This window comes from Aeromonas sp. s9 (genome assembly GCF_040907765.1).
Taxonomy (GTDB): Bacteria; Pseudomonadota; Gammaproteobacteria; order Enterobacterales; family Aeromonadaceae; genus Aeromonas; species Aeromonas caviae.
Genome location: NZ_JBFOCK010000066.1, coordinates 155,203 through 168,147, shown reverse-complemented (window position 1 = coordinate 168,147; position 12,945 = coordinate 155,203). Strand labels below are relative to the sequence as shown.

The following is a 12,945-nucleotide window of genomic DNA, read 5'->3' as shown; positions in this document are numbered from 1 at the left end:
GCCGTCGCTACACAACACCGCATCTGACGAGACAAGGGGTGTCAAAACAGCTATCACCGTCTCGGCATTCATTTTCTCCAACTGAAAATCCGCATGGTGACCAGCCCGGTCCTGAACCACCATCACCGGGATGTAATCCGGCCCTGTGCCTCGGGTACGGCCTTTGCCCCCACGGTGGCGGGCCGGGCGGGGCAAACCACGTTGCCCTTTAAACGACTCCAAGAAGAAGGTCTCATCAACCTCGACGATACCCCCTTCCCGTGCCGCCTGGTGACTCGCCATGGCTTTCAGGAAGCGGTGACGCCACAAGAAGGCGGTGTTTTTACAGACTCCGCAGCGGACGGCAGCCTGTCGGACGGTCAGACCGTCGATGAGGGCCTGGGCGTAGTCTTCCCAGCATTGTGCCTTGCGAAGTCGAGCCAGAGGCGTCTTGGTGAGAACGGAACTGGTGCGCAGACACTGCTTGCAGCGATAACGACGCAGCCCTCGACTCCAACCCCAGGGAGCCAACTGCGTAGCCTCGGCCTGACAGTGAGGGCAACATCGACAAGCGGGGAGTTGAGCGGCCAGCGAGGTGATTGGGTGAGGGGTAGTGAGTTCATGTTGCGCGAGGCGACGCTGGCGCATGGTGAGCTGTGGAAAGAGAGACAGTAGATGTTGAAAGGCTTGGGTATCCATGATGGAGGCCCTCAGGGTGATGACCTACTTCAAGGTTAGCCTTTCAACATGTAATTGGGACAGCGCCTAAAAAAACCGCCTGTCGGCGGTTTTTTTATGGCTGTCCCCGGCGTCAGGGGAGACAGACCGGGCAGAAGGCGTAGGTGCCCTGGGGATCGTTGAAGCGGGTCAGCGGGTCCAGAGTGCGGTTCATCTCCAGCAGCGCCTTGCCAAGCCCGGCGGGCAGCCAGCTTTGCAGGTGCGGGGCCAGCGCCTGGGCGCTGCTGTCAAACAGCTCGCGCAGGAACTTGTCCCTGGCAGACTCTTCCGGTGCGATGGGGGTGACCTGCCAGCTCTTGAGGTTGGCGAGATCGGCGGCCGCCTTGAGGGCGTCATCCAGATTGCCGAACTCGTCCACCAGCCCCAGTGCCTTGGCATCCTGCCCGGTCCAGACCCGGCCTTCGGCGGCTTTTTCCGCCTCTTCCGGGCTAAGGCCCCGGCCTTTACCCACCAGGCCGACAAAGCGCTGATAGGTGTCTTCCACGCTCAGTTGAATGGCTTCACCCACGTGATCCGGCAGGGCACGGGTCAGCCCGACCCCCACGAAGTCGGTGGTGCCGACGCCGTCGGTGTGTACTCCGTACTGGGAGAGCGCCTTGTCGATGGTGGCGAACATGCCGAACACCCCGATGGAGCCGGTGAGGGTGGTGGGGGAGGCGAAGATCTTGTCCGCATCGGCGGAGATCCAGTAGCCACCGGAGGCGGCGTAGCTGCCCATGGAGATGACCACCGGCTTGCCCGCCTGTTTCAGGGCCAGCAATTCGGCGCGGATCTGCTCGGCGGCAAAGGCGCTGCCGCCGGGGCTGTCCACTCGCAGTACCACGGCTTTCACCTGATCGTCACGGCGGGCCTCGGCCAGCAGATCGGCAAGGCTGTCGCCGCCGATGGTGCCGGCAGGCTGGACGCCATCCATGATGGCGCCGCTGGCGGTGATGAGGCCAACCTCATCCTTGCCGCTCTGGGGGTACTGTTCCGGGATGGCGGCCAGATACTCTTTCAGGCCCACGCCCTTCCAGCCGTGATCATCGGCCTCGCCCACTTCCTTGATCACCGCCTGGGTCATCTCGTCGCGGGTGGCGAGCTGATCCACCAGACCGTTGTCGAGGGCGTAGCTGGCCGCATTGCCGCCGGCCTTGCGCAGCAGTTCGAGGAAGTGATCCTTGTTCGGTGCGACGGCATCCGGCTCGATCTCCCGCTGCTCCGCCACGTCGGCCACATAGGATTGCCACAGCTGATCCAGCCAGCGCTGGTTCGCCTCCTTGCTCTCGGGGGACATCTCGTCCCGGGTGTAGGGCTCGACGAAGGACTTGTAGGTGCCGACCTTGAAGACGTGCGGGGTGATGTTGAGCTTCTCCAGTGCCGACTTGAAGTAGGTCTGGTAGACACCCAGCCCCTCGATCAGCACGGCACCACTCTGGTTGAGCAGCACGTGGTCGGCGTGGGCGGCGAGCAGATAGGCCCCCTGGCTGTAGTAGTCCGCCATGGCGATGACCGGCTTGCCGCTCTCCTTGAAGGCGTCGATGGCGGCCGTCACCTCCTGCAGTTTGGAGAGGCTGGCCCCTTGCAGACCCTGGGGCTTGATCACCAGCGCCTTGATGCGATCGTCATTCCCCGCGCTCTTGATGGCCCACAGCAGATCGGAGAGGACAATTTCGCTTGGCTGCTCGTCCCCCTTGTCCATCTGCCTGAGCAGTTGCACCGTGGGATCGGTCTGGGTGCGCTGTTCTACCAGCACACCGGAGAGATTGAGGGTGAGCGCCCCCTCGATGGGGGTGCTTGGGGTCTCGCTCTGGCTGACGCTGAAGACAATGACCAGCACGACGAGAAGAAACAGCAGGTTGACCAGCATCAAGCGGGTAAAGTTGAGCAGGCGCCAGAGGCTGCGAAAGAGCCATCCCAGACCTTTGAAAATAGACATAGCTGCGTTGTCGCCCTGTTAATGGGTTGAGAGCAGCCATTATTAACCAGTTGCGCAGCCAATTGCCATTTCCCCTTGAGTCGACTGCCTCCCCGCCACTTCGGAACACGGCTGTTCGCTGAAAAAATGTCCAAACATTTGTTTGAAAAAGAGTTTTCGATTCTTTACTCTAGCTCCAGTTTGATAACAAAAAATTAACTGAAAGGCCCGATGAGCCGGCCCCATCTCCACCCACCCCCTTCTTTTTACTGCCCGTCACCCGAGGCAGCCAGGAAGGCTGGAGCATGACCACGTGTACATCGACCTCGACAAGGAGTGCATCATGAGCCGTTATCCCACGCTGCTGACCCCCCTCGATCTGGGTTTTACCCAGTTGCGCAACCGCGTACTGATGGGGTCCATGCACACCGGCCTCGAGGAGGAAAAGGGGGGCTTTGACAAGCTGGCCGCCTTCTATGGTGAGCGGGCCCGTGGCGGGGTCGGTCTCATCGTGACCGGCGGTATCGCCCCCAATTTGCGGGGGCGGCTGGTGCCCCACGGCTCCCAGCTGAGCTTTCCCTGGCAGGTAGCCAAACACCGCAAGGTGACCGAGGCAGTGCACCAGGAAGGGGGCAAGATAGCGCTGCAGATCCTTCATGCGGGCCGCTACGCCTACCATCCGTTCAGCCTGGCGCCGAGCGCCCTCAAGGCTCCCATCTCCCCGTTCAAGCCGCGGGCCATGAGCGAGCGGCAGATCCGCGGCACCATTCGCGACTTCGCCGCCACTGCGGCGCTGGCCAAGGCGGCCGGTTATGACGGGGTCGAGGTGATGGGGTCGGAAGGCTATCTCATCAACCAGTTCATCTGCGAGCGCACCAACAAGCGCACCGATAGCTGGGGCGGCAGCAGCGAAAACCGCATGCGCTTCCCGGTGGAGATTGTCCGCGCCATCCGTGAGCGGGTGGGCACGGATTTCATCATCATCTTCCGCCTCTCCATGCTGGACCTGGTGGAGCAGGGATCCTCCCTTGAGGAAGTGATCGCCCTTGGCCGGGCACTGGAGCAGGTGGGGGTGACCCTCATCAACACCGGTATCGGCTGGCACGAGGCGCGCATTCCCACCATCGCCACCAGCGTGCCGCGCGGTGCCTTCAGCTGGGTGACCGCCGAGCTGAAAAAGCACCTCAAGGTGCCCCTCATCACCACCAACCGCATCAACACCCCTGAGGTGGCGGAGCGCATCCTGGCGGGCGGGGAGGCGGACATGGTCTCCATGGCGCGCCCCTTCCTGGCAGACCCCGAGTTCGTCATCAAGGCGGCTGAAGAGAGGGCGGACGAGATCAACACCTGCATCGCCTGCAACCAGGCCTGCCTCGACCACGTGTTCAAGCAAAAGCGTGCCTCCTGCCTGGTCAACCCCCGCGCCTGTTTCGAGACCGAGTTGACGTTTGGCCGGGTGCCCCAGCCCAAGAAGCTGGCGGTGGTGGGGGCGGGTCCTGCCGGGCTGGCGTTTGCCTGCTACGCCGCCGAGCGGGGCCATCAGGTAAGCCTGTTCGATCAGGCGAGCGAAATCGGCGGCCAGTTCAACTTTGCCAAGCAGATCCCGGGCAAGGAGGAGTTTCACGAAACCCTGCGCTACTTCGCCAAACGGCTTGAGAAGTGCGGCGTCGAGCTCTATCTGGGCCAGCGCCAGAGTGCCGAGAGCCTGCTGGGCGGCGGTTTTGACGAGGTGATCCTCGCCACCGGCATCCGCCCGCGCACTCCCAACATTCCGGGTATCGAGCACCCCAAGGTGTTGAGCTACCTCGATGTCTTGCGTGATCACAAGCCGGTGGGCGAGAAGGTGGCGGTGATCGGCGCCGGTGGTATCGGCTTTGACGTGGCCGAATACCTGGTGGAGAAGAGAGGATCGCCGGATGCCGCAAGCCATCGCGATCACTGGCTCAAGGAGTGGGGCATCGACAAGCAACTGGGTGAGCGCGGCGGCCTGACTACCCCCGAAATCGATGCCCCCGAGCGCCAGATCTGGTTGCTCCAGCGCAAGGAGAGCAAGGTGGGCGACGGCCTTGGCAAGACCACCGGCTGGATCCATCGCACCGTGCTCAAGAATCGTAAGGTGCAGATGCTCTCCGGCGTCCAGTACCTGCGTATCGACGATGCCGGGCTTCACATCCAGGTGGGCGACCAGCAGCAGTGCCTGCCGGTGGATCAGGTGATCATCTGTGCCGGACAGGAGCCCCTCAAGGAGTTGCAGGCCGGTCTGCAGGCTGCTGGCAAGCCGGTGCACATCATCGGCGGTGCCGACGTGGCCGCCGAGCTGGATGCCAAACGCGCCATCCGTCAAGGGGCGGAGCTGGCTGCCGTCATCTAGCCTCCCGGCCCTTTCGTATCCTGACAAACCCCTGAACCTCAGGGGTTTTCTTCATCTGGTGCTGTGCTAAGGTAGCGCCATCATCGCCTTTGACAAGGAACTGCCCCATGGATGCCCTCCATCTGTTACTCAATCGCCACTCCTGTGGTCGTCTGGCCGAGCCTGCCCCGAGTGGCGAAGTGCTCGACAATATCCTCAAGGCCGGGCTGCGGGCGCCGGATCACGGCACTCTGACCCCCTGGCAGTTCATCCTGTTTGAAGGGGAGGGGCGTGAGCGTCTGGGGACATTGCTGGCCGATGCCGCCCATGCCCGTGGCGAGGATGCGGACAGTGTCGAGAAGTGCCGCGTCGCGCCACTGCGTGCTCCCCTGGTGATCGCGGTGGCGACCCGTTATCAGGCGCACCCCAAGGTACCGAAACTGGAGCAGGAGCTCTCTGCCGGTTGCGCCCTGATGGCGATGCAGATGGCGGCCCAGGCCCAGGGCTTCAACGGCATCTGGCGCTCCGGCTGGTTCATCTTCGACGAGCAGATCCATGGTGCACTGGGGCTGGCACCGGAGGATCAACTGGTGGGCTTCCTCTACCTTGGCACCCCCATGCTGGAGGCCCGCAAGCTGCGCGAGTTGCCCATTCAGGACTTCGTGCGCAACTTCTGAAGCGCAGAACGCCAAAAGCCCTGATTATTCAGGGCTTTTTTGTTTTCTGACAAAGCCGTCAGGCTGTACTGATAAATGCGCACTTGCCAAGAGGGTAGAAGGGGGTTGGCCGGACATTTTTTGAATTGTGAGAGATTCTTCTCACTCCTGGTTTATTACGCTATGTAAAACGTTTGCGCCACGTTATTATCCCACTGCCAGTTTAGAAGGTGACCCCTTCTAATTTTCTGCGATGAGAGTCGCAATTCCGTAGCACCTTTTTAGAGCCCAACGTCTTGATGACATTGGGCTTCATTTTTTGTAGGGCTGGCACGTCAGCGTTCTTTCTCCTCCGCCTCTTCTCTACCTCACCCTGTCTCTTTCCGGCGATCTTTTGCACAGTCATTGATGTGGCCTCGATTGGAATCAGGATCAGGTTCAAATATCCTGCATTTGCAGGTGAAATCCGGCCCGGGATCCGCCAGCATCGGCAGAGACAAGAGAGCCAGAGTCTTCCCTTTGACGTCGACTGTCCGCACCTTTGCCATCCGGAGGCCATATGTGGTTCAACCGCAAGCTTGAAAAAGAGAATCAACAGCTCAGGGAGGCGATGCTTCTCAAAGAGCAGCAGCACCAGAGCGAGCTGGCCGAATTGCGTGCCACCATCGGTGAATACGAGCACATGCAGCGCACCAGCCGGGAGCGTGGCGATCTCTTCAATCAGGTGATCTCCTGCCAGAACCAGGGAGGTGAGATGCTGCAGAGCGTGCGGGAAGCGCTGGCCGGCAGTGCCGAGCACCTGATGGCTGAAAAGGGAGCGCTTTGCGAGCTGGATCAGCTCTTTGCCCAGACCCGGGGCGCCATCACCCGTCTCTCCGATCGCGCCCATGCCATCACGGATGAGGCGGCTCGCAGCCTCGCAGCCGTCCATCAGCTCGATGCCAGCACATCCGCCATCAACCAGTTCGTGACCGCCATCCAGGGCATTTCGGATCAGACCAACCTGCTGGCACTCAATGCGGCCATCGAGGCGGCCAGGGCAGGTGAAGCAGGTCGAGGATTCGCCGTGGTCGCCGATGAGGTGCGTCAGCTGGCGAGCAAGGCTCATGAAGCCAGCAGCCAGATCGAGGTGCTGGTCAGACAGATAGTGGCCCAGGCGCAGGAGATCAAGTCCATCATCGATGACAACCAGGCCAGTGCCGCCGAGGTGGCGACCTCTTCCTCCCAGATCGATGTGGTGGTGACCCAGGTGCTGGCACAATCAGGCCGGATGCAGCAGGTGATCCACAGTGCTGCCTCCACCTCCTTCCTCAATACCACCAAGCTGGATCACGCCGTCTGGAAGAACACCATCTATCGGCTCATCGATCAGCAGCATTTTCATGAGCCGGTGAGCGACCACGCTCAGTGCAGGCTGGGCAAATGGTATTTCGAGGGGCAGGGTGCGGAGCTCTTCGCCCACAAGCCGGGCTTTCGTGAACTGGACGGGCCCCACAAGCGGGTCCACGAGAGCGGCAAGGCCGCCTTGCACGCGCGCGAGCAGGGGGATATCAAAAGCATGGTCGAGCAGCTCAAGACCATGGAAAACGCCAGCATGCAGGTGGTGCACTGCATCGACCGCTTGCTGGAAAGCGCCTGAGCGAGCCTCGGGCCTTCCGCTCAACCTTTGACTGGCAGCAGCCGTGCCGGGTTGCCTGCCACCCTGGCACCGGCCGGTACATCTCTGGTCACGACCGAGCCCGCACCCACGACGGCTTCCCGCCCTATGGTGACGCCGGGCAGCAGAATGGCGCCGCCGCCTATCCAGACCCTGTCTTCGATGGTGACCGGCAGCGCCGTCTCAACCCCCTGAATGCGCTTATCGGCGTCCAGCGCATGGGCGGCGGTGTAGATCTGCACGTTTGGCCCAATCATTACCTCGGCGCCGATGCGAATGGGGGCGTTGTCCAGCAGGGTGGCCCCCATGTTGATGTAGCTGCCCTTGCCAAGGTGGATGTGGCGGCCATAGGTGCAGAAGAAGGGTGGGCAGATGAAGGCACCCTGGGCGAGCTCGCCGACGATCTGCAGCAGCAGCGCCAGCTGTTCATCCTCCTCGTCGCTGCGATTGAAGCGGCGGTAGCGGCGAGCCGTCTCCCGGCGCAACAGATCCAGCTCTGGTGCCATGCAGTTGTAGGGCTGGCTGGCGATCATCTTCTCGTATTCGGTCATGACTGGGCCTCGATGGGGTGGAGGAAGAGAGGATAAGCCATCGGGAGGCAGAGAAGCGTGAGGCTCTCCCCAGAGTGGGCAGAAGGAGAACGGCGTCCGGAAACGACAAGGGCACCCTGCTGGGGTGCCCTTGTCGTTCAACGACCTAAGTGTTGCCGCTGTGGCCTGTTGCTTGTCAGCCGAGTGTGCGGCCGATGGGTTGGCAGCCACCGTGGCTTGTTGTTTATCAGCCGAGTGTGCGGCTGATGGGTTGGCAACTGCCGTGGCTTGTTGCTTATCAGCCGAGTTTGCGGCCGGAGAGGCGGCACCACTCTTCCTTCACCGCAGTCGGGTCCATTTCGAACCACTGGCCATAGATGGTCTCCAGCTCCGGCGCCTGGCTTTCCAGCACGCCGGAGAGGGCCATCAGGCTGCCCGCCTTGCCGTGGCCGGCGATAAGCGGCGCCAGTTCCCGCAGCGGGCCGGCCAGGATGTTGGCGACCACCACGTCCGCTTCGACGTCTTGCGGCTGATCCGCCGGCAGGTAGAGTTCGATCTGGTCGGCAACGCCATTTCGCTCGGCGTTGTCACGGCTGGCCTGGATGGCCTGAGGATCGATGTCGATGCCGATGACCCGGGCAGCCCCCAGTTTCAGGGCGGCGATGCCGAGGATGCCGGAGCCGCAACCAAAGTCGACGACGGTTTTGCCGGCCAGATCCAGCCCGTCCAGCCACTGCAGGCAGAGCGCCGTGGTGGGGTGGGTACCGGTGCCGAAGGCCAGGCCCGGGTCCAGCATGACGTTGACCGCATCGGGGTTCGGCACGTCTCGCCAGCTCGGGCAGATCCAGAGCCGCTCGCCGAACTGCATGGGGTGGAAGTGATCCATCCACTCGCGCACCCAGTCCTTGTCTTCCAGCTGTTCGACCTTGTAGCCCACGTCTTCACCGAAGATCTGCTGGAAGAAGGCGATGGTGGGAGCCGGATCGGTTTCGGCGTCGAACAGCCCCATCACTTCGGTCTCGCCCCAGAGCGGGGTTTCACCGGGCATGGGCTCATAGACGGGCACATCCTTGGCATCCATAAAGGTCACCGCCTGGGCCCCACGCCCCAGCAGCATGTTGCTCACCTTGTCTGCGGTCTTGGCAGTGGCGTTGATTCGAATTTGTATCCAGGGCATGGCGTCGGCTCTTCATAAATGTGAAACCGCGGGATTCTATCATCATGGACCCGTGCTGTCGTGGTTTGACCATGGCCTCATGGGGAAGGGAGGTAACTCTGCCAAGTTGGCACGGTTAATGTATTCCTTCATGGGTGACGGGAAGCAACTTGTTCCCGCTGAATGCTTTGCTCTATGAAGTTCCGTCATCTTTTTTCAGCCACCTTCGGGTGGCTTTTTTTATGCCGGTGCGCTGAAAAGTGGTTAATTGGGAGGGAAAAGCAGAGATTGGCACGCTATCTGCAAAGTTACAGATGTCCTGCATAAGGATATGTGTGTGATTGTTACCCCAACGTTCAGGTTTTTAGGGCCATCCCGACGGGATGGCCTCTTTTTTATGGTTTTTTCGGGGGAGATGCCCCGTCAGGGACAAAGGTTACCTGCGGGGCTGTGCACTCTTGGGGCTTGTCACTGGTGATTTCACCCCATGATGGTGCATTTATTTACCTACAAGGGAATAGGCTGGACGGTAAGGCCCGCTTGGGCTGCGCCTCAGCGATGGAAACCGCTCATGTCGATCACCAGCTTGCCCACCATGCGACCCGCTTCCAGCTCGGCATGAGCCCGGGCCAGGGTGAGGGGCGTCAGTTCGGGCACCACCTTGCTGAGGGTGGTCTTGAGCACCCCTTCATCGATCAGGGCCGCGACCCGGCCGAGCAGGTTGTGCTGCTCGATCATGTCCGGGGTCTGGAACAGGGAGCGGGTAAACATGAACTCCTGGCTGAAGGTGACGCTCTTGGGTTTGAGCAGACCCAGATCCCAGGGGTCACTGGACTCGGCGATGGTGCAGATATGACCAAACGGACGGATGAGGCTGGCCATGGTGTTCCAGTGCTGCTCGGTGGCGTTGGTGCAGAAGATGGCATCCACCTCGCTGATGCCGAGCGCCTTGAGCTCCGCCTGCAGATGGTGATGGCTCACCACCTGGTGGGCCCCCATGTCCAGGCACCATTCCCGGGTTTCGGGGCGCGATGCGGTGGCGATCACCTCCATGCCGGTGAGCTGGCGGGCGAGCTGGATGGCGATGGAACCGACTCCGCCGGCGCCCCCGATGATCAGCAGTCGCCCGGTGCTTTCGCGGGTGAGGCTCATGCGCTCGAACAGGGTTTCCCAGGCGGTGATGGCGGTGAGCGGCAGGGCGGCGGCTTCCAGATCGGTCAGGGTGACTGGGGCGATGGCGGCGATGCGCTCGTCCACCAGTTGCAGGGCGCTGTTGCTGCCCGGGCGGCTGATGTCGCCGGCATACCAGACCCTGTCACCGGCCTTGAACAAGGTGACGTCGCTACCGACGGCGATCACCTCGCCCACGGCGTCCCAGCCCAGTACGCGGGGGCTGCTTTCGACCTTGTCCTTGGGGGCGCGTACCTTGGTGTCGACCGGATTGATGGAGGTGGCGTTGACCCGTACCAGCAGATCCCGCGGGCCCGGTGTCGGATCGGGCAGATCGCTCTCGATGAAGCAGTGGGGGTGGTTGCTTGGCAGATAGTGAGTCAGGGCAATGGCTTTCATGGCTTTTCCTTTCAAATAGCAGTGTTCGGGATTGCCACTCACTCTAGTCTGGATGATTATCAACATTAAGATGGGTAATTGGTAAAGACTGTTTGAATATATGAACAATGTCGAACTGGAGTTGATGGGGTTGTTCGCCACCGTGGTGGAGCAGGGGAGCTTCACCGGGGCGGCCGAGGTGCTCGGCATGCCCAAGTCCTCGGTGAGCCAGAAGATCTCGCGCCTTGAATCCCGGCTCGGGGTGAGGTTGCTGCAACGCACCACCCGCAGGCTCAGCCTGACACCCCAGGGGGAGATCTATGTGGTCCATTGTCAGGAGCTGCTGGCACTGGCGCGCAGCGCCAATCTGGCGATGGCGCGGTTGCGCGCGGCTCCTGGAGGGCGGGTGCGGATCACTGCTCCCGAAGCCACGGGAACCTTGCTGCTTGGTCGGATACTGGCCGAATTTCGCGCCCTCTACCCCGAGGTGGTGCTGGAGCTGACCCTTTGCGATGAACAGCTGGATCTGGTGGGGGAAGGTTACGATCTGGCGCTGCGGGCAGCGCCGCTGAAAGATTCCAGCCTCATCTGCCGGCGCATCGGCCAGGTGGCGCGCCATCTGGTGGCATCTCCCGGTTACCTGGCGGCCAACGGGACGCCGCTCCAACTCTCGGAACTGGCCGGACACGCCTGCCTGGTGCATGGCTCCTTGCCGGTGTGGCCATTGCAGGAAGGGGGCTGGCGCCCTCGCGGGGCCTGCCAGAGCAACAGCCTGCTGGCGCTGCGGGAGCTGGCACTCCATGACGGGGGGATTGCCCTGCTGCCGGCCCATGTCTGCGGCGACGATCTGGCGGCGGGGCGACTGCTCAAGGTGCTGCCGGATCTCCTGGTTCCGGTGAACCCCTTTTATCTCATCTACCCGAGCCGGGAACACCTGGCCCCCGCCCTTCGCAGCCTGATGGACTTCGTGGCCGAACGTCTTCCCTTCGCCTGATCACTGGTGCTGGCCAAGAGGAGCCTGAGCCGGTTCGAGACCGAGCGGGACCGACTGGCGTTCCGCCAGCATGCGGATCTGCCCTTCGATGAGGCCTGCATGGGGGCCGAGCACCAGCACCAGCTGATGTTCGTTGAGCACGACCCAGGAGAGGCAGCCCAGTCTGGCCAGGCAGGATTGATCCACCAGGGCCATGTCGCGAACCCGCAGGCTGAGGCGGGTCAGGCAGACGCTCATGGCCTGCAGGTTGTCCATGCCCCCCAGCATCTTGAGGTACTGGATAGCCAGCATCTGGGGATCGGTGGGGGCCACGGTCGCGAGCCGAGAGAGATCCTCGGCCATGGGTTTGCCCGGCAGACTGAGGGGGGCGTGTTCCAGCAGCCGGGAGAAGAGCAGGGCATAGACGACGAAGAAGAGGATGCCCAGGGGGATGAGCCAGAAGCTGTGCAGACCGGCGTGGTAGCTCAGCACCAGATCCAGCAATCCGGCGGAAAAGTAGCTGCCCACCTGGATGTCGAGCCCGCTGCAGATGGCCAGCGACAGCCCGGTCAGCAGGGCATGGGCCAGAAACAGCCAGGGAGCGGTGAAGGCAAACAGGAACTCGATGGGCTCCGTGATGCCCACCAGTGCCGAGGTGAGCGCCAGGGTGAGCAGCAGCCCTCCCTGGGGCAGTTGCTGCATCCGCTGGCGATGGATCCAGATGGCAAAACAGGCACCGGGCAGGCCGAACATGATGACCGGATAGAGCCCGGCCACATAGCCTTCATGCAGCGGCTGGGCGGTCGAGAGGGCTTGCAGGTTGCTCTCCCCGAGCCCGATGAGGCTGCCCAGCACCTGGTGCAGGCCGAGGGGGATCAGCAGCCGGTTCAGCACGCCGTAGCAGAAGGCGCCAAAGGGCGTGGTGAGCAGATCGGAGGCGAGCAGGGTGAGCCCCTGTTCCAGCAGCGGCCAGAGGATGGAGAGGGGGAGCACCAGCAGCAGGCAGGCCAGCGCCGAGAGCAACATGCCCGGCAGATCTTCCTGCAGGGGGCGCAACCAGCCCGGCAGCCGCAGAGCGCGGGCCCGGGAGCAGACCATGGCGGTGACGAGCCCGGCCAGCAGGCCGCAGATCATGTCCGCATGCAGCCCGGGCACCAGGGTGCCCAGCGCCGAGCTCAGCAGCAGGAAGTTGACCGCACCGGCGAGCGCCTGAGCTCCTTGACCCTGGCGACTCAACCCGAAGGCGATGGCCACCGCATAGATGAGCGGCATCTGGCTGAACAGGGCGCGACCGGCGAGGGAGAGCACGGCGAGATCCAGCACGTCCGGTTGGCCGAGCCGGTGGAGCAGGGCGGCCAGGGGCAGGATGGAGACGGGCAGCAACAGGGCATAGCCGAGGCGCTGCAAGGACTGGGTCAGGATCTTTCTGGCGTTCTGGACTGGCATGGGGGCACGGTATTT

General features: G+C 62.5%; 10 protein-coding genes. 4 read left to right on the top strand and 6 right to left on the bottom strand.

Features of this window, described 5'->3' with window-relative positions:
- Both AB5Y54_RS12980 and sppA read right to left on the bottom strand, forming a co-directional pair.
- Nucleotides 1–678, bottom strand: a 678-nt coding sequence (locus AB5Y54_RS12980; RefSeq protein WP_368153273.1) for an IS1595 family transposase, incomplete at its 3' end; no start/stop codon positions are given.
- A gap of 112 nt (nucleotides 679–790) precedes the next feature.
- The gene (gene sppA, locus AB5Y54_RS12975; RefSeq protein ID WP_045525758.1) at nucleotides 791–2,635 is read right to left on the bottom strand and encodes a signal peptide peptidase SppA; all 1,845 of its coding nucleotides are present in this window, start codon (nucleotides 2,633–2,635) and stop codon (nucleotides 791–793) included.
- Nucleotides 2,636–2,957: 322 nt separating this feature from the next.
- Between sppA and AB5Y54_RS12970 the strand changes: the two genes are divergently transcribed.
- From AB5Y54_RS12970 to AB5Y54_RS12960, 3 genes are all read left to right on the top strand, one after another.
- Nucleotides 2,958–4,985 (top strand): NADPH-dependent 2,4-dienoyl-CoA reductase, encoded by a 2,028-nt coding sequence (locus AB5Y54_RS12970; protein ID WP_324018491.1) that lies wholly within the window; start codon nucleotides 2,958–2,960, stop codon nucleotides 4,983–4,985.
- 107 nt (nucleotides 4,986–5,092) lie between these two features.
- Nucleotides 5,093–5,641, top strand: a complete 549-nt coding sequence (locus tag AB5Y54_RS12965; protein WP_104455425.1) for an NAD(P)H nitroreductase — start codon at nucleotides 5,093–5,095, stop codon at nucleotides 5,639–5,641.
- Nucleotides 5,642–6,179: 538 nt separating this feature from the next.
- Complete coding sequence (locus tag AB5Y54_RS12960; RefSeq protein WP_010675414.1) at nucleotides 6,180–7,259, top strand: methyl-accepting chemotaxis protein; 1,080 nt, start codon at nucleotides 6,180–6,182, stop codon at nucleotides 7,257–7,259.
- 20 nt (nucleotides 7,260–7,279) lie between these two features.
- On the opposite strand, the gene AB5Y54_RS12955 is transcribed toward AB5Y54_RS12960, so the two are convergent.
- The 3 genes from AB5Y54_RS12955 to AB5Y54_RS12945 all read right to left on the bottom strand — a co-directional run bounded on the left by AB5Y54_RS12955 (nucleotide 7,280) and on the right by AB5Y54_RS12945 (nucleotide 10,532).
- The gene (locus tag AB5Y54_RS12955) at nucleotides 7,280–7,828 is read right to left on the bottom strand and encodes a sugar O-acetyltransferase (RefSeq protein WP_201996379.1); all 549 of its coding nucleotides are present in this window, start codon (nucleotides 7,826–7,828) and stop codon (nucleotides 7,280–7,282) included.
- Nucleotides 7,829–8,105: 277 nt separating this feature from the next.
- The gene (gene prmA / locus AB5Y54_RS12950; RefSeq protein WP_010675412.1) at nucleotides 8,106–8,984 is read right to left on the bottom strand and encodes a 50S ribosomal protein L11 methyltransferase; all 879 of its coding nucleotides are present in this window, start codon (nucleotides 8,982–8,984) and stop codon (nucleotides 8,106–8,108) included.
- Between the two features lie 531 nt (nucleotides 8,985–9,515).
- Entirely contained in the window at nucleotides 9,516–10,532 is a 1,017-nt protein-coding gene (locus tag AB5Y54_RS12945; RefSeq protein WP_010675411.1) for a zinc-binding alcohol dehydrogenase family protein, read from the bottom strand.
- A gap of 100 nt (nucleotides 10,533–10,632) precedes the next feature.
- Here AB5Y54_RS12945 and AB5Y54_RS12940 point away from each other — a divergent pair, with 100 nt between their 5' ends.
- The gene (locus AB5Y54_RS12940; RefSeq protein ID WP_368153895.1) at nucleotides 10,633–11,505 is read left to right on the top strand and encodes a LysR family transcriptional regulator; all 873 of its coding nucleotides are present in this window, start codon (nucleotides 10,633–10,635) and stop codon (nucleotides 11,503–11,505) included.
- On the opposite strand, the gene AB5Y54_RS12935 is transcribed toward AB5Y54_RS12940, so the two are convergent.
- The gene (locus AB5Y54_RS12935) at nucleotides 11,506–12,930 is read right to left on the bottom strand and encodes a PTS transporter subunit EIIC (protein WP_109112679.1); all 1,425 of its coding nucleotides are present in this window, start codon (nucleotides 12,928–12,930) and stop codon (nucleotides 11,506–11,508) included.
- Nucleotides 12,931–12,945: the final 15 nt, after the last annotated feature.